Annotated in this window: 17 protein-coding genes; 11 read left to right on the top strand and 6 right to left on the bottom strand. The window is 60.1% G+C overall.

Features of this window, described 5'->3' with window-relative positions:
* Positions 1-118 precede the first annotated feature (118 nt).
* The gene (gene exaC, locus AC1RP7_RS22010; protein WP_095965731.1) at positions 119-1,639 is read right to left on the bottom strand and encodes an acetaldehyde dehydrogenase ExaC; all 1,521 of its coding nucleotides are present in this window, start codon (positions 1,637-1,639) and stop codon (positions 119-121) included.
* Between the two features lie 299 nt (positions 1,640-1,938).
* On the opposite strand from exaC, the gene AC1RP7_RS22005 reads away from it, so the two are divergent.
* The 4 genes from AC1RP7_RS22005 to AC1RP7_RS21990 all read left to right on the top strand — a co-directional run bounded on the left by AC1RP7_RS22005 (position 1,939) and on the right by AC1RP7_RS21990 (position 6,266).
* On the top strand, positions 1,939-3,852 hold the full coding sequence (locus tag AC1RP7_RS22005; protein WP_493182772.1) for a sigma-54-dependent Fis family transcriptional regulator: 1,914 nt from the start codon (positions 1,939-1,941) through the stop codon (positions 3,850-3,852).
* Positions 3,853-4,010: 158 nt separating this feature from the next.
* Complete coding sequence (mpl, locus tag AC1RP7_RS22000) at positions 4,011-5,360, top strand: UDP-N-acetylmuramate:L-alanyl-gamma-D-glutamyl-meso-diaminopimelate ligase (RefSeq protein WP_090451605.1); 1,350 nt, start codon at positions 4,011-4,013, stop codon at positions 5,358-5,360.
* Entirely contained in the window at positions 5,357-5,989 is a 633-nt protein-coding gene (gene ubiX, locus AC1RP7_RS21995; protein WP_057713147.1) for a flavin prenyltransferase UbiX, read from the top strand. The genes mpl and ubiX overlap by 4 nt, the downstream gene beginning before the upstream one ends.
* Entirely contained in the window at positions 5,982-6,266 is a 285-nt protein-coding gene (locus tag AC1RP7_RS21990; protein WP_218497953.1) for a YceK/YidQ family lipoprotein, read from the top strand. The genes ubiX and AC1RP7_RS21990 overlap by 8 nt, the downstream gene beginning before the upstream one ends.
* A 171-nt stretch (positions 6,267-6,437) precedes the next feature.
* On the opposite strand, the gene AC1RP7_RS21985 is transcribed toward AC1RP7_RS21990, so the two are convergent.
* From AC1RP7_RS21985 to AC1RP7_RS21975, 3 genes are all read right to left on the bottom strand, one after another.
* Positions 6,438-7,079, bottom strand: a complete 642-nt coding sequence (locus AC1RP7_RS21985) for an oxidoreductase (RefSeq protein ID WP_057713149.1) — start codon at positions 7,077-7,079, stop codon at positions 6,438-6,440.
* 27 nt (positions 7,080-7,106) lie between these two features.
* The gene (locus AC1RP7_RS21980; protein WP_493182774.1) at positions 7,107-8,825 is read right to left on the bottom strand and encodes a C13 family peptidase; all 1,719 of its coding nucleotides are present in this window, start codon (positions 8,823-8,825) and stop codon (positions 7,107-7,109) included.
* Between the two features lie 115 nt (positions 8,826-8,940).
* Positions 8,941-9,396, bottom strand: coding sequence for a MaoC family dehydratase (locus AC1RP7_RS21975; protein ID WP_046041672.1), 456 nt, complete (start codon positions 9,394-9,396; stop codon positions 8,941-8,943).
* Positions 9,397-9,589: 193 nt separating this feature from the next.
* On the opposite strand from AC1RP7_RS21975, the gene AC1RP7_RS21970 reads away from it, so the two are divergent.
* From AC1RP7_RS21970 to AC1RP7_RS21950, 5 genes are all read left to right on the top strand, one after another.
* Complete coding sequence (locus tag AC1RP7_RS21970) at positions 9,590-9,952, top strand: CidA/LrgA family protein (RefSeq protein WP_057713152.1); 363 nt, start codon at positions 9,590-9,592, stop codon at positions 9,950-9,952.
* The gene (locus tag AC1RP7_RS21965; RefSeq protein ID WP_057713153.1) at positions 9,949-10,665 is read left to right on the top strand and encodes an LrgB family protein; all 717 of its coding nucleotides are present in this window, start codon (positions 9,949-9,951) and stop codon (positions 10,663-10,665) included. Before AC1RP7_RS21970 ends, AC1RP7_RS21965 begins: the two co-directional genes overlap by 4 nt.
* 10 nt (positions 10,666-10,675) lie before the next feature.
* On the top strand, positions 10,676-11,266 hold the full coding sequence (locus tag AC1RP7_RS21960) for an LON peptidase substrate-binding domain-containing protein (RefSeq protein WP_218497955.1): 591 nt from the start codon (positions 10,676-10,678) through the stop codon (positions 11,264-11,266).
* A 204-nt stretch (positions 11,267-11,470) separates the two neighbouring features.
* A complete protein-coding gene (locus tag AC1RP7_RS21955) occupies positions 11,471-11,839 on the top strand; it encodes a hypothetical protein (RefSeq protein WP_493182777.1) in 369 nt (122 codons plus the stop codon).
* 483 nt (positions 11,840-12,322) lie between these two features.
* Entirely contained in the window at positions 12,323-12,484 is a 162-nt protein-coding gene (locus AC1RP7_RS21950) for a hypothetical protein (RefSeq protein ID WP_157858919.1), read from the top strand.
* Positions 12,485-12,574: 90 nt separating this feature from the next.
* On the opposite strand, the gene AC1RP7_RS21945 is transcribed toward AC1RP7_RS21950, so the two are convergent.
* Positions 12,575-13,891, bottom strand: a complete 1,317-nt coding sequence (locus AC1RP7_RS21945; RefSeq protein ID WP_057713155.1) for a bifunctional DedA family/phosphatase PAP2 family protein — start codon at positions 13,889-13,891, stop codon at positions 12,575-12,577.
* Positions 13,892-14,049: 158 nt separating this feature from the next.
* Positions 14,050-14,748, bottom strand: a complete 699-nt coding sequence (locus AC1RP7_RS21940) for a DNA-3-methyladenine glycosylase (protein ID WP_493182779.1) — start codon at positions 14,746-14,748, stop codon at positions 14,050-14,052.
* 189 nt (positions 14,749-14,937) lie between these two features.
* Between AC1RP7_RS21940 and AC1RP7_RS21935 the strand changes: the two genes are divergently transcribed.
* Both AC1RP7_RS21935 and nadD read left to right on the top strand, forming a co-directional pair.
* Entirely contained in the window at positions 14,938-16,209 is a 1,272-nt protein-coding gene (locus AC1RP7_RS21935; protein WP_057713156.1) for a glutamate-5-semialdehyde dehydrogenase, read from the top strand.
* A gap of 1 nt (position 16,210) precedes the next feature.
* Entirely contained in the window at positions 16,211-16,900 is a 690-nt protein-coding gene (gene nadD / locus AC1RP7_RS21930; protein ID WP_007975898.1) for a nicotinate-nucleotide adenylyltransferase, read from the top strand.
* Positions 16,901-16,971 lie beyond the last annotated feature (71 nt).

The raw sequence follows: 16,971 nt of genomic DNA, 5'->3' as shown, positions 1-16,971 counted from the left end.
CCACAGGGTTCTGTGTCAGGTCTCAACAGCTGGATTCACCACAAAAACCTGTGGGAGCTGGCTTGCTCGCGAAGGCGGTAGAAAGGGCGACACAGAGTTACCTGTGTCGCCCCCGGTTTTAGAAGAAGCCCAGCGGATTGATGTCGTAGCTCACCAGCAGGTTTTTGGTCTGCTGATAGTGGTCGAGCATCATCTTGTGGGTTTCACGACCGACGCCGGACTTCTTGTACCCGCCGAACGCGGCGTGCGCCGGGTACAGGTGGTAGCAGTTGGTCCACACCCGACCGGCCTTGATGGCGCGGCCCATGCGGTAGGCGCGGTTGATGTCGCGGGTCCAGAGGCCGGCGCCCAGGCCGAACTCGGTGTCGTTGGCGATGGCCAGGGCTTCGGCTTCGTCCTTGAAGGTGGTGATGCTCACCACCGGACCGAAGATTTCTTCCTGGAACACGCGCATTTTGTTGGTGCCCTTGAGCAGCGTCGGCTGGATGTAATACCCGCTCGCCAGGTTGCCCTCGAGTTTTTCGACCTTGCCGCCGGTCAGCAGCTCGGCGCCTTCGCCCTTGGCGATTTCCAGGTACGAAAGGATTTTGTCGAATTGCTGTTCGGACGCCTGGGCGCCGACCATGGTGTCGGTGTCCAGCGGGTCGCCACGTTTGATTTGCAGAACCTTCTTCATCACCACTTGCATGAATTCGTCGTAGATCGACTCTTGCACCAGCGCCCGGGAAGGGCAGGTGCAAACTTCGCCCTGGTTGAAGAACGCCAACACCAAGCCTTCAGCGGCTTTCTCGATGAAGGACGGTTCGGCCTTCATGATGTCTTCGAAGAAGATGTTCGGCGACTTGCCACCCAGCTCCACGGTGGACGGAATGATGTTTTCGGCCGCGCATTTCATGATGTGCGAGCCGACCGGGGTCGAGCCGGTGAAGGCAATCTTGGCGATGCGTTTGCTGGTGGCCAGGGCTTCGCCGGCTTCTTTGCCGAAGCCTTGCACGATGTTCAGCACGCCCGGTGGCAGCAGGTCGCCGATCAGTTCGACCAGCACGGTGATGCCCAGCGGGGTTTGCTCGGCGGGTTTGAGCACCACGCAGTTGCCGGCAGCCAGCGCCGGGGCGAGTTTCCAGGCGGCCATCAGGATCGGGAAGTTCCACGGAATGATCTGCCCGACCACGCCCAGCGGTTCATGGATGTGATAGGCCACGGTGTTGCCGTCGATTTCGGCGGCGCTGCCTTCCTGGGCACGGATGCAACCGGCGAAGTAGCGGAAGTGGTCGGCGGCCAGAGGGATGTCGGCGTTGAGGGTTTCGCGAACGGCTTTGCCGTTGTCCCAGGATTCGGTGATCGCCAGCAGTTCGAGGTTCTGTTCGATGCGGTCGGCGATTTTCAGCAGCACCAGCGAGCGTGCCTGGGCGGACGTGGCGCCCCAGGCATCGGCCGCCGCGTGGGCAGCGTCCAGGGCCTTGTCGATGTCTTCGGCCGTGGAGCGGGGGAATTCGGCAATCGGTTGGCCATTCACTGGCGAGGTATTGGTGAAGTACTGACCTTTGACAGGCGCGACGAACTCGCCGCCGATGTAGTTACCGTATTTGGCTTTGAACGAAACGATAGCGCCTTCAGTACCGGGGTGAGCGTAACGCATGGTGGTCTCTCCTTGCTTTTGTGCTTATAGGGAGTCGCGCATGTGCGCTTGCTTTAAGCGTAGAGCAAGGGGCGGGCCAGTGCCTTGCATGTCAGGTAAATCAAGGCCTTGCGAGGTTTTTGTCGGACGGGCGGGTAGCGCCTGTGACGCTTTCGGTACAGCCTGGGTGACACTTTGTACCCTTTGTGGCACAGCTTGTGACCAACTGGTCTTGCAGGCATTGCAATGCGGGCCGGGCTGGAGGATGCTCGGCATCACCTCATGCACGGGTCGCCGAGCCCCGGGGAGAATAATAAGAAATGCACGACAACCATTTGAGTCGCCATGCCCAGCAAGTATTGACGGTGACCCAGGGCAAGACCCACCTGCACGGTCCGGGTAGCGATCCGTCCATCGCCCGTTCCTGGCTGCGCTGCCTTGAGGACTATCACCTCGATCCGGCCCTGAGCATCGCGCCGACGGTGCTGGAACATGGCCGTGTCCTGGAAAGCCGCGAGCGCTTGCAGCAAGTGCTGCACATCGCCGGCAATGAAATGACCAGCCTGCATCAACAGCTCTCCGGCGCCGGCCATGCAGTGCTGCTGACCGACGCCCGCGGTGTGATCCTCAACTGCGTCACCGCGCCCGCCGAACGACAGATCTTCGAGCGCGCCGGCCTTTGGCTCGGGGCCGACTGGAGCGAGGCCTGCGAAGGCACTAACGGTATCGGCACCTGTCTGGTGGAGCGTCAGTCGCTGACCATCCATCAGGACGAACACTTTCGCGGCCGCCACACCGGCCTGACCTGCTCGGCGAGCCCGGTCTTCGATCCCCATGGCGAATTGCTGGCGGTGCTCGACGTGTCGTCGGCGCGGCGCGATGTGTCGCGGCAAAGCCAGTTCCACACCATGGCACTGGTCAACCTGTCGGCGAAGATGATCGAGAGCTGCTACTTCCTGCGCTGCTTCGACAACCAATGGTTGTTGCGTTTTCACTTGCAAGCCGAGTCCGTCGGTTTGTTCAGCGAAGGGCTGCTGGCGTTCGACGGGGAAGGGCGCATTTGCGCGGTCAACCAGAGTGCGCTGAACCTGCTGGGACATATTCGCGGCGGCTTGTTGGGTAAGCCGGTGGAGGCGTTTTTCGATTGCTCGCTCGATGAGTTGCTCGGTCGCGCGAGCACCAATGCCGCCGCCAGTTGGCCGTTGCGCACCCGTGATGGTCGCAAGCTGTTTGCGGTATTGCGCGGTGAGGCACGGCGGCCGCTGCCAACTCCGTTGGTGCCAGCGGCCAAGGTCGCACAAGCACCACGCCTGTCGGGCATTTGCCTGGATGACGCGACGTTGCAGGCGGACTTCCGCAAAGCCTTGCGCGTCTACGAGCGCGACGTACCGCTGCTGATCAACGGCGAAACCGGGTCCGGCAAGGAGGCCTTTGCCAAAGCGGTGCACCACGCCAGCCAGCGGGCGGAAAAAGCCTTCGTTGCCCTCAATTGCGCAGCCATTCCCGAAAGCCTGATCGAGAGCGAGCTGTTCGGATATCGCGGTGGCAGCTTTACCGGTGCACGCAAGGAGGGTATGCGCGGCAAGTTGCAACAGGCCGATGGCGGGACCTTGTTCCTCGATGAAATCGGTGACATGCCACTCGCCTTGCAGACGCGCTTGCTGAGGGTGCTCGAAGACCGACAAGTGGTACCGATCGGCGGCGAGCCGGAATCGGTGAATGTGCGGATCATCAGTGCTACTCACCGTAAGTTGCTGGATCGTGTGCAGGACGGCAGCTTCCGTGAGGATTTGTATTACCGGCTCAACGGGCTGGAAGTCGCGTTGCCAGCCTTGCGTGATCGTAGCGACAAATCCCGGTTGCTCGACTTTTTGCTGGCCGAGGAGGCGGGCGGAGAAACCGTATTGATCGACGGGCCGGCGCGGGAGGCCTTATTGGGGTTCGCCTGGCCGGGTAACGTGCGGCAGTTGCGAAATGTGCTGCGTATGTTGGCAGCACTGTGTGAGGACGGGCGGATCGGCCTGGAGGATTTGCCTGCGATGATTCGCCAGGCGCGGCCGGTAGTGTCGACGATTGAAGAAGCTTCGGAGCATCCGCTGGAAGATGCCGAGCGGCTGGCGCTACTCACGGCGCTGGAGCAGACGCGCTGGCATATGACGCACACAGCGGAGCAGTTGGGGGTCAGTCGCAATACCCTCTATCGGAAGCTGCGCAAGCACGGTATCGCCCGGTAATCCGTGTCGCGGCCACTCGCGAGCAAGCCCGCTCCCACAGGGTACACGCGGTCCCTGTGGGTGAGGGCTTGCTCGCGAAGGCGCCCTCAACTCTGAAACATCAGGTGCGATTTTCCCCTCCCTAAGCTAACCTGCGACCAAGTTTTACGAGGTCGACTATGCACATTCATATTCTTGGTATCTGCGGCACTTTCATGGGGTCAATGGCGGTTCTGGCCAAAGAGCTGGGCCATCACGTGACGGGCTCCGATGCCAACGTCTATCCGCCGATGAGCACTCAGCTGGAAGCCCAGGGCATTGAGTTGACCCAAGGCTACGACCCGGCGCAACTCGATCCGGCCCCTGATCTGGTGGTGATCGGCAATGCCATGTCCCGGGGCAACCCGGCTGTGGAGTACGTGCTGAACAAAGGCCTGCCCTACGTCTCCGGCCCACAATGGCTGGCCGATCACGTGCTGCAAGGTCGCTGGGTACTGGCGGTTGCCGGTACGCACGGCAAGACCACCACCAGCAGCATGTTGGCCTGGGTGCTGGAACACGCGGGCATGAGTCCGGGCTTCCTGATCGGTGGCGTGCCGCAGAATTTCTCGGTGTCGGCGCGCCTGGGTGGCACGCCGTTCTTCGTCATCGAAGCCGACGAATACGACAGCGCCTTTTTCGACAAGCGCTCCAAGTTCGTGCACTACCGCCCGCGCACGGCAATCCTGAACAATCTCGAATTCGATCACGCGGACATCTTCCCGGACCTGCCGGCCATCGAGCGGCAGTTCCATCACTTGGTGCGGACCATTCCGAGCGAAGGCCTGGTGATTCATCCGACCACCGAGCCGGCGCTGCAGCGTGTCATCGAGATGGGCTGCTGGACTCCGGTGCAGACCACGGGTGCCGGCGGCCAGTGGCAGGTCAAGTTGCTCAGCGAAGACGGCTCGGCCTTTGAAGTGATGTTTGAAGGTGTTTCCCAAGGCGTGGTCGAGTGGGACATGACCGGTCAGCACAACGTCGCCAACGCACTGGCTACCCTGGCCGCGGCGCGCCACGTCGGCGTCGTGCCGTCCATGGGCATCGCCGCGTTGAGCGCCTTCAAAAGCGTGAAGCGCCGGATGGAAAAAGTCGCGGAAGTGGGTGGCGTCACCATTTATGACGACTTCGCTCACCACCCGACCGCCATTGCCACCACACTGGATGGCCTGCGCAAACGCATCGGCGATGCGCCGTTGATCGCGATCATCGAGCCGCGATCCAACTCCATGAAGCTTGGCGCGCACCGCGACGGATTGCCGGAAAGCGTGGTCGATGCCGATCAGGTGATCTGGTACGCCCCGGCCAACCTCGGTTGGGACCTGGCGGCCACGGCGGCGCTGTGCACCGTGCCGTCGATTGTCAGCGACTCCCTGGAAGGCATCATCGAACGCGTGAAGAGTCAGGCGCAACCAGGCACTCACGTGGTGATCATGAGCAACGGCGGCTTCGGTGGCCTGCACGGCAAACTCGCCGAGGCGCTAAAATGAACAACGGCCCGGACCGCATCACCCTGGCGATGACCGGCGCTTCCGGTGCTCAGTACGGTTTACGCCTGCTCGACTGCCTGGTGCGGGAAGATCGTGAAGTGCACTTCCTGATTTCCAAGGCAGCGCAATTGGTGATGGCCACCGAAACCGACGTCACGCTGCCGGCCAAGCCGCAGATGATGCAGGCGTTCCTCACCGAATACACGGGGGCTGCCGCCGGGCAGATTCGCGTGTATGGCAAGGAAGACTGGATGTCGCCGGTGGCTTCGGGCTCCGGTTCGCCGGCGGCGATGGTGGTGGTGCCGTGTTCCACCGGCACTCTGTCGGCTATTGCCACCGGTGCCTGCAACAACCTGATCGAGCGTGCCGCCGACGTGACGCTCAAAGAACGTCGGCAGCTGATCCTGGTACCCCGTGAAGCACCGTATTCGAGCATCCATCTGGAGAACATGCTCAAGTTGTCGAACATGGGCGTGACGATTCTGCCGGCATCGCCGGGCTTCTATCATCAACCGCAAACCATCGATGACCTGATCGACTTTGTCGTGGCGCGGATCCTTAACGTGCTCAATATTCCTCAGGACATGTTGCCGCGCTGGGGCGAGCATCATCTGACCAGCGATGAATAAGCTACTGGTGATGTTGCTGGCGCTGCAATTGGCCGGGTGCGCCACGGCGCGCACCCTCGATGCGGCCAAGCCGGGGGCGCCGGTGGTGTACGCCGGGACTCGCCTGGATTTGTACGCAATGAACGGTGGGTGCTGTGCGATGGACCGATTCGGCGCCGAAGCACCGACCTATCCGGGTGTTGATCTGCCGGCCAGTGCGTTGCTCGACACGCTGCTGTTGCCACTGTCGTTGCTGACGGTGATAGGGGTGAGTTTTCAGGCGACGGGTGGGTTGTAGGTATAGCGCTTTTGTGGCGAGGGGGCTTGCCCCCCGTTGGGCTGCGAAGCAGCCCCAAAACCGGTCATCTCAATTTTTCTGATACATCGCGAGTTCCATATTTACGACTGCTACGCAGCCGAACGGGGCGGTGCAGCGTTCCGACAAGCCCCCTCGCCACAGGTTCGCGGTTTACTTGCCCAGCTTCCTTAGCTCATCCGACTCGACAATCCTGATCCCGTCCTGCTCTTCCAGCGCCAGGCGCCACATCGCGCGAGCCAGTTGGCAGGCTTCGATACCATGGTATTTGCCAGGAATCAGCCGAGATAACGGGCCGGCGACTTTCTCGCCCAGTCGCGGCTCGGTGCGATCACCCAGCAACAGCGAAGGGCGGCAGATGGTCAGCTGCGGCCAGTCCTGCGCACGCAGTGCGTACTCCATCTCGCCTTTGACCCGGTTGTAGAGAATCGAGGATCTGCGATCGGCTCCCAGAGCACTGATCACGATCAGGTGCCGTGCGCCCATCTCCCGTGCGCGTTTGGCAAAGGCCACGACCATGTCCAGGTCCACCGCGCGGAACGCCTGTTCCGAGCCTGCCTGTTTGATGGTGGTGCCCAGGCAACAGTAGGCGATGTCGACACGGCCGTTCAACTGCGGCAGAAACTCCGCCGGGTCGCCGACGGGGTTTTCAAGGTGCGGGTGCTCGGCCAATGGCCTGCGTGAGGGGGCCAATACCCGTGTAATCGTCGGCTCGTTAAGCAGGCGATCAAGCAGATGTTCACCGGTCAGGCCGGTGGCTCCGGCAAGCAATACGTGCTGAGGCGTCAAGTACATAGTGTTTCTCCCTTGATACTATTCAGCTTAGTTGCTGTTTGCATCCTTGCTTTCGATGGACGCACTTTGCAGCGCTTTTCGTGCCTGCTGTTTGCGCAGGAGTTGCCAATGCGAGAGGACGGTTTTCGGTGCCCAGATCTGTGGTTCGGACGCTTCGAAACCGTCCGCCAGCTCACGTTCGGCGACAGTGGCCTTGGCCAGTTTGAAGGCTTGTTCCAGGTCATCGGTCTGGTTCAGGGCCTGGGCGAACAGGGCATCTCCGAAAAAAGTGAAGTTGGCTTCCTCCGAGCAACCGAAGGACACTCGGTCGGCCCGCGAGGCCGTCATGATCAGGGTCCGCTCATCCTTGAGGGCGGGAATGAAACCGCCGGAGTAGCAGGACGAAATCACGATGATCTTGTCGCGGTTTTTCAGGGGGGCGAGAACAGCGGCCAATTCGTCGGCTGGCAGATCGGCCAATTCCATGCGTGGCTGGTCAAGCACCAGTTCGTGTTCGCTGGTGCCGTGGCTGGTCAGGTAGATGAAAATCAGGTCTTCCGGACCGCTGCGTTCGGCCAGCGTCAGGGCAGCCCGGCGCAGGTTTTCCCGGGTAGCCATCGGGCGGTCGGCGAGGTGGTCACGATGGTTCACCAGGCGGATCTGGCCAAGGGTGCGAAAACGAGTGGTGAGCATGTTGGCGACGTAGTCGGATTCGCGCAGAAACACGCTTTGCTTGCCATCACCCCCCAGGGTCAACGAATACAGCTCCACCGCCGGCGTCGAGTGTGGAACGTTGGCCAGCGCTGCGTCGAGCAGGCGGCCCTGGGCCAGCAGGCCGAGTTCCAGGGTGTCGGGCAATAATTTGCCTTCGGTGTCGCGTACGCGCTGGCCGTTGATCCAGGTGCCGCTGAGCACGGTGCCATCGGTCAACACCAATGTGCCGCGCCCTTGGTAACTGTCGTTGTCGAACTGACCGGTGTAAAAGCTGCCGTCGGACAGGTTCAGGCGGCCTTGGCCGGAAAAACGCCAGTCATTGAACTGGCCGATGTAGTGGCTGCCGTCAGTGCCGATCAACTCGCCCTTGCCGTTCAGCGAGCCTTCCTTGAACTGTCCCAGCCAGACATCGCCGTCGGCGTTTTCGTAGCGGCCCTTGCCGTGCAGTTGATTGTTCTTGAAGCCGCCGACATAGATGTCGCCGTCGGCGCTGTTGAAAGTCCCGTTGCCTTCCAGCTGGCCGTCGACGAAGTGCCCGGTGAACTGATTGCCGTTGCCATCGCCGCGCTGGCCTTCGCCATTGGGTTTGCCGTGGGCGAACTGGCCCTGATAGGCGCTGCCGTCTTCGAGTTCGAGGCGACCCAGGCCGGCGTATTGATCGGCCTTGAACTCTCCGCGATAGCTCATGCCGTTTTCTTTGAGGGTGCCTTCGCCGTTGCGCCGGCCGGCCTTGAAGCCGCCGCTGTAGCTGCTGGCGTTGGTGGTCAATGCCCCCTGGCCGTCGAACAGTCCCTGATTGAACTGACCGCGATAGACTTCGCCATTGCTGCCATGCCATTCGCCCTGGCCCTGCCACTGGCCCTTGTCGAATTCGCCGGCGTACCAGCTGCCGTTCGGGTAGTCGATACGCCCCTTGCCTTGCAGCAAGCCATTGACCAGGTCACCGCGATAACGTCCGCCGTCCGGCAGGCGGGCGTCAGGAGGAAATGGCGATTCGCCGTCGCCGCAAGCGGTGAGCATCAAGGTCAAGGCAAGGAGTGCAAGTGGGCGCATAGCGGATTCCGGGCAATTAGGCGAGGGAGTATGCCGCAGCTATGTGTCCTTAATATAGGGTGAGGTTCCGCGTGAGGGCGCGAAACAGCATGAGCTGCTTCGCATCCGGCAAGGTTTATACGAAGCACAGAGACAGGGGTTCGGCGATGTACGCCGGTTTGTCCGAACCTTCGATTTCCAGGGTGGTGGTGGCCTTGAGCAGCCATTGGCCGGGTTTCTTCTCGATGACTTCGGTCAGGTCGACTTTCAGGCGCACTTTCGAATTGACCTTGACCGGCTGGATGAAGCGCACGCTGTCGAGTCCGTAGTTGACCACCATCTTCAAGCCTTCGGGCATGACGAGGATGTCTTCCATCAGTTTCGGGATCAGCGACAACGACAGGAAGCCGTGAGCGATGGTGCTGCCAAATGGCGTTTGCGCGGCCTTGACCGGGTCGACGTGGATGAACTGAAAATCCCCTGTGGCTTCGGCGAACAGGTTGATGCGGTCCTGATCGATAGTGAGCCATTCGGAACGTCCAAGTTCCTTGCCGACATAATCTTTGAGCTCCGCAACTGGAACATAGGGCATTGAGACTCTCCTTGGGTTCATCGGTTTTATAGTTTTGGCTTGCGGGGATCTGACCTCCCGGCTTACTACTTTAGATCAACATGGCCAAACGCAGCGGTCAACTGACAATGCTTTTGGCGAATGCCGGTCTATAGCGCGAGCATGCTTATAATGCCCGGCCAATGCGGGTGATGGATTTTGCGGGAGAACTTTGATGTTGTTACGGGGCCTGACGTGGCTGGTGCTGTTCCAATTGCTCGGCACTGCGCTCAATCATTTGTTCTTGCCGGTGCTGCCGGGGCCGATTGTGGGGTTGCTGCTGTTGCTGGTGTACCTCATCTGTCGCGGGCAGGTTGGCGAGCCGCTGAACCTGGCGGCCAGTAGCCTATTGCGTTACCTGCCGCTGTTGCTGGTGCCGCCGGCTGTGGGCGTGATGGTCTACGCCGCTGACATCGCGGCGGATTTCTGGGCCATTGTCGGTGCGCTGGTATTGTCGCTGCTGCTTTCCATGGCCTTCGCCGGGGTGCTGATGCATCGTATGGTCAAGGGGCACGCTCACTCCGAGGACAGCCAATGATCTTCGACTGGCACGGCGCCTGGACGTCGGTGATTCATCATCCCCTGTTTGGTATCGGCATTACTCTTGGCGCCTATCAACTCGTCCTGGCGGCATTCGAGAAAACCCGCTGGATCTTTTTGCAGCCGGTGTTGGTCTCCATGTTGTTGGTGATCGGCGTGCTGGTGGGCTGCGGCCTGACCTATGCCGAGTACCGCAAGAGCACCGAGATTCTCAGCATCCTGCTCGGCCCGGCCACTGTCGCACTGGCGGTGCCGCTTTATCTCAACCTGCGACGGATTCGGCAGTTGTTCTGGCCGATATTTACTACGCTGGTGATAGGTGGGGTGGTGGCCACGGGGATGGGCGTGTTGCTGGGCTGGTCGTTCGGTGCCGAGCACATGATCCTGATGACCATGGCGCCGAAATCGGTGACTTCGCCTATCGCTATGTTGGTGGCCGAGCAGATCGGTGGTGTCGCGGCGCTGGCAGCGGTGTTCGTCTTGATTACGGGTGTGATCGGCGCGATTTTCGGCCCGGCGTTGTTGACCCGGCTGGGTGTGCATAGCCCGGAAGCCAGGGGTATGGCACTGGGCATGACGGCCCACGCGGTCGGCACGGCAGTGGCGATGCAGGAAAGTGAAGAGTGCGGCGCCTTCGCGGCGCTGGCGATGAGCCTGATGGGTGTGGCCACGGCGGTGCTCCTGCCGTTGGCGGTGTCGATGGTGGTGTAAGGAAATGTCTATGAGTCTGCCGCTTTTTCCGCTCAATACAGTGCTGTTTCCAGGCTGCATCCTCGACTTGCAGATCTTCGAGGCGCGCTATCTGGACATGATCGGCCGCTGCATGAAGCAGGGCGGCGGTTTCGGCGTGGTGTGCATCCTCGATGGCGAAGAAGTCGGGATCGCCCCGGCCGGCTATGCACTGGTGGGCTGCGAAGCGCTGATCACCGATTTCAAACAACAGGACAACGGCCTGCTGGGGATTCGGGTTCAGGGCGGACGGCGTTTCCATGTATTACGAACGGAAGTCCAGCGCGATCAGTTGATCGTCGCCGAGGTCGAGTGGTTGGAAGACGAACCCGAGCAACCCTTGCAGGACGAAGATGCCGACCTGGTTGCGTTGCTCAAGGCCTTGGCTGAGCACCCGATGGTCGAAGCGTTGAACATGGGCACTGAGGCGACCGGGCAACAATCACTGGCCAATCAATTGGCGTACCTGTTGCCTTTCGCGGAACTGGACAAGATCGACCTGCTGCAACTTGATGATCCGCAGCAACGACTGGATGCGATTCAGGCGTTGCTGGATGAGTTGCAGGGGGAGTTGTTTGCCTGAGTGATTTTGGCGAACTTCCGATGGCTTGGCTGTATGTTGTTTTTAATGGCATTGTTTTTGAGGTTTATTTTAGGTTCAGCCGGCTGAGTCTGTATTTATTTCTAATAACTAAAGGTGATGGTTTGTATTGAGTGTTCACGCGGTGGTGATTATATTTGCTGCGTCTGCATGAGGCGGGCGTTACATATATAAGGAGCTGTTATTGTGAAGAGTTTTACTGGTGCCGAGCGTGCTTTGTGGGAGTTGTGCTTTTCTCGAATTATGGTCAACTATGTTTCTGCGCAATCACCGCAGGGCGAAGTTCAGTTTGCCGCGGACTCTGCAGCCAATGCGGCCAATGCGTTGATCCTGGTGCGTCGTTCGGGCCTGAATGGTGATCGTGATAATTATGAGCAGCGGCTTTGGGATAGTTATGTAGGGGACGCTATGATCAAGTTTTCGACTGAGGTTCGTTGGAAACTTGAAGACTATGTTGTCATTGCCGGCCGCGTTGCCAAAAATGCCGATTCAGCCGTTGCGAAGTATCGCGGCACGGAAGGTTCGGAACTGCCAAGCTTTCCATTCGGAAGCTAAGTCGTAATATGGTTGTTTGGTAGTTGATGGTAAAGCGATTCCTTGAATGACGTTTTGTGGGCTGATGTTCCATTTGCGCCAAGGGATGAACGCAGGCTTCAAGAACTCCATAACACCCTGTGGGAGCGAGCTTGCCCGCGAAGAGGCTCTTTCAGTCGATACGGATATCGCCTGACTCTCCGCCTTCGCGGGCAGGCCCGCCCCACAGGATTCGATTTACTTCAGGTCCGACTCAGTCAGCTCAACACAAAGTAATCGCGATCTTCGAGCGGGCTAGTTCGACCTGCTGCAATTCGATGATCCGCAGCAGCGACTGAGTGCGATTCAGGCGTTACTGGATGAGTGCAGGGGGAGTTGTTTACCTGAGCAGCATTTGGCAAACATTGCACTCGATTGCCAGCATTGCTGGGTACCGGTGTTTTGATTAGTTTGGGGTTGTCCGCATAAAGCGGGTCACTTCAAAATATCAAAAGGATTTCAATGATGACTATTTTCACCAATGAGTGGGCGGCATGGGAAGCGGCCGCTGTAGGTTACCTGCTCAAACATGCAAGTTTTGGTCAGCCCTTCGAGGATACTGCAATTGCAGCAAGCCGGCTCGCTGATGCACTGATTCTGGAAATGCGTAAACGTCAACGTGCCTGATTGCAATTAGCGGAACGCATTCAGAAAGAACCCCGTCATATTGGTCGGGGTTCTTTTTTTATGAGAGACCGAGATAAAACTGCACTCTTTTTAGTAGGCATACCGCAACATCGTATGGGGCAAGTGCCGCAATACGAAGAAGCCGAACAGGGCCACTAACGCCGGTAGCAGCAGCCACCAGACCTTGGGCGGCATTGCGTTCAGTGGTGCCTGACGTTGATTCAGCCAGAGGCTGGCTGCGCAGACACAGGCCGCCAGCATTGCACCCGCCAATACATCCGTCGGCCAATGCGCGCCGAGGTAAACCCTGGAGAGGGCAATCGCCAAGGCTGGAATGCAACCCAGTAGTAACCAGGTCAATCGCATCCGTGGCGGTTGTCCACGCCCGGCAAGTACGGCGAGGGTTAGAAACAGCGCGAAAGAACCCGAGGCGTGACCGCTTGGCATGCTGTAACTGGTCAGTGGATCGCTCAGGACTTCCGGACGTACGCGAGCGAAGAAGTGTTTGGTCGCGGTGTTGGCCAGTGCCGTGCAGAGCAGGGTGCTGCAGGCGAAGATCGCTTGCGGCCATTGCCTGGCGATTACCAGTAGCGCTACGAGCAAAGCACTGAACACCAGCATGTTGCGGAATTCGCCGATCAGTGTGAAGACTACGGCTACTTCATCGAGCATCGGATTGCGATGCTCTTGCACCAGTGTCATCACGCCCTGATCGAGCGCGCTCAGATGCGAATAGCCGATAAACAACCCTGCCAGAATCAGAAAACTCATGCCGGTGATGAACATCGTGGCATTGCGATGCCGGCGCAGGCTACTGGTTGCGCTCAAGCCGACCATCACAGCAATGCTGCCGACAACAACTCCGGCCTGGAGCCAGAAGCCTTCGGGCAATGGCAAGCGGATTGCCGCGCCCGTGGCCCAGCCAGGCATCAGATAAGCCAACGACCAACCCGCGCCAGCCAACAGGCTGACAGCGAAGAAGCGCGGGAAAGGCATGTCGCACATTCCGGCCACCATCGGCAGCATTGGCCGCAAGGGGCCGATAAAGCGTCCAACCAGCAGGCTGGCGATGCCGTAGCGCTGGAAGTATGACTCGGCTCCGGCGATCCATTCCGGATGATGGCGCAAGCCCGGCAGGCGCCGGATGTTCTGATGGAAGTGCCGTCCCAGAAAATACGAAATGACGTCACCCAGCACCCCGGCGACGAAACCCAGCAAGAGCGTCTCACTGAGCGTCAGTGCGCCACTGCCTGCCAGTACCGCCACGGCGAACAGCAGCACCGTGCCGGGAACGATCAGCCCGGCAATCGCCAGGCATTCCACAAAGGCCACGATGAATACCGCTGCCGCCAGCCATTGCGGGTTGGCCGCCAACCATCCGGTCACGCTATCGAGCCATGGGCCCATAAAAACCACTCCATCAAATGTTCAATTTTCTACTTGTAGGCGCGAGCCTGCTCGCGATAGCGCACTTTGAGTCAACGGTGATGTTGATTGTGCTGACCTCATCGCGAGCAGGCTCGCTCCTACAGAAGATTCCTTCAGTTTCAAAATCCGGATCGGTCTCAGGACAGTACAAAATAATCGCGACCTTCGACCTGTCCCCGTCGTAGCGGGTTGCGCGTGCAATAAGCCGCGTAGGCCGCATCGACGAAGCGGTACATCAGGTGTTCATCGCGCCCGTGGGGAATGCCCAGGCGCGTGGTCTGGATGATGTGGGCAGGCGTCTGCCCGACGTGTTCTACCAGCAGCACTTCATGGTCGAAGCGTTTGGCGTCCCATGCTGGCACTTTCAGGCCCAACGACTTGCAGAGCAGGGTTTGCCCGGCACAGAGTTTTTGTGACGGGCGAGGGTGGCCCTGGGAATCGGGATTGTTCAGTAGCATCTGCGCCAGGCTGGCCGGCCCGCTCAATTGATCGACCCACGGGTAGGCGGATTTGATCAGTACCGCGTTTCCCGGCCCTTGAGCACTGAAGTTCAGTGAGTCGCCGCCCCGAGCGTAATACATATAGATGTGGCCGCCATCCAGAAACAAAGCCTTACGCTTTTCTGTGTAGCCGAGGGATGCGTGGCTGCCCTTTTCCGCGCAGTAGTAGGCCTCGGTCTCGATAATTCGGGCGCTGAGCCACAGGTCGCCCACTCGATGGCGAATGACTTTGCCCAGTAAATCCCGGGCCAGAATTTGCGCGTCACGGTCGAAAAACGCGTCCGGGAGACCCGTGGGCAGGCTCGCGGCGGACGCTCGAACAGTCAGATTGGACATGATGACCGGCATTTGTCAGGGCTGAATGAGTCGTGATGATAACAATTTGCAGCTTAATCCCGGCTGAACATCGGCAATTTGCCCTCCATTTCGACCATCCGCCCGTCACCGCTGTTAGTCGGTGGGCGCGACAGCTATAATCTGTCGCTTTACTCTTTACCAAGACCTAATCAAAGACCACGCCAGACCATGACTGAGTCCGTTCTTGACTACATGACCCGCCTGGGTCGCGCTGCCCGCGAAGCTTCCCGCGTGATCGGCCGTGCCAGTACCGCGCAGAAAAACCGCGCTCTGCAGGCCGCCGCCAACGCGCTGGACGCTGCCCGCGCCGAGCTGACGGCGGCCAATGAACAGGATTTGGCTGCCGGTCGCGCCAATGGTCTTGAGCCGGCCCTGCTTGAGCGCCTGGCACTGACCCCGGCGCGTATCGACGGCATGATCGTCGGCCTGCGTCAGGTGGCAGCCCTGCCGGACCCGGTCGGCGCTATCCGTGACATGAGCTTCCGTCCGTCCGGTATTCAGGTCGGCAAGATGCGCGTGCCACTGGGCGTGATCGGAATCATCTACGAGTCGCGACCGAACGTGACCATCGATGCGGCCAGTCTGTGCCTGAAGTCCGGTAACGCGACCATCTTGCGTGGCGGTTCCGAGGCCATTCATTCCAATCGCGCCATCGCCGCCTGCATTCAGCGCGGCCTGGCCGAGGCCGATCTGCCGGCCGCGGTGGTGCAAGTGGTCGAAACCACCGATCGCGCTGCCGTCGGCGCGCTGATCACCATGCCTGAATACGTTGATGTCATCGTGCCGCGCGGCGGTCGTGGCCTGATCGAGCGCGTCAGCCGTGATGCCCGTGTCCCGGTGATCAAGCACCTGGACGGCATCTGCCACGTTTACGTGAGTGAACACGCCGATCTGGCCAAGGCACAGCGCATCGCGTTCAATGCCAAGACTTACCGTTATGGCATCTGCGGTGCCATGGAAACGCTGCTGGTGGACCACACCGTTGCCAAGGATTTCCTGCCGGCGATGGCGGCACAGTTCCGCGAAAAAGGCGTCGAACTGCGCGGCTGCGAGCGTACTCGAGCAATCATCGATGCCGTGGCCGCTACCGAAGAAGACTGGAGCACCGAGTACCTGGCGGCAATTTTGTCGATCCGCGTGGTCGACGGACTGGGACAGGCCATCGAGCACATCAATCATTACGGCTCCCATCACACCGATTCGATTGTCAGCGAACATCAGGGCGACACCCGGCGTTTCGTGGCTGAAGTCGACTCCTCGTCGGTGATGATCAATACCCCGACATGCTTCGCCGATGGCTTCGAATACGGATTGGGTGCCGAGATCGGCATTTCTACTGATAAGCTGCACGCCCGCGGCCCGGTGGGCCTCGAGGGACTGACCTGCGAGAAGTACATCGTGGTCGGCGACGGGCAGTTGCGCGGACAGGAGCCGGTCTGACTTGGGCGACTTCGACCCGTCAGCCCCGGTCACCGTCAGCGAGCCAGCCCCTCGCCGCATTGGTGTGCTGGGCGGAACGTTCGACCCGGTGCACATCGGCCATTTGCGCGGTGCGCTGGAAGTCGCCGAAACACTTGCGCTCGATGAGTTGCGCCTGACACCCAGTGCCAGGCCGCCCCATCGGGACAAGCCGCAGGTGTCGGCAAAAGACCGTCTGGCGATGGTCGAGTGCGCGGTGGCCGGTGTGGCGCCGTTGGTGGTGGACGCCCGCGAATTGCAGCGGGACAAACCGTCCTACACCATTGATACCCTGGAACTGATGCGTGCCGAACTGGCCGTATCCGACCAGGTTTTTCTGCTTTTGGGCTGGGACGCTTTTTGCGGCCTGCCCACTTGGCACCGCTGGGAAGAGTTGCTCCAGCATTGCCATATCCTGGTGTTGCAACGCCCGGATGCCGACAGCGAACCGCCGGATGCCTTGCGCAATCTGCTGGCAGCGCGCTCGGTGAGCGACCCGCTGGCCCTCAAAGGGCCGAGCGGACAGATTGCATTCGTCTGGCAGACACCGCTCGCGGTATCCGCCACCCAGATCCGTCAACTGCTGGCCAGCGGTAAGTCGGTACGTTTCCTGGTGCCCGACGCGGTCCTGGCCTACATCGATGCGCACGGACTCTACCGTGCGTCGAACTGAATGGGAGTGCCTCAAGGCACGTGGCAACAACGTGTATTGAAGCGCCCGAACAAACGAGCAAAACGAGTTTT

This window comes from Pseudomonas sp. GW822-FHT01E03 (assembly GCF_058802985.1).
The sequence above is the reverse complement of the archived record's forward strand: the minus strand, read 5'-3'. Positions and strand labels throughout refer to the sequence as shown.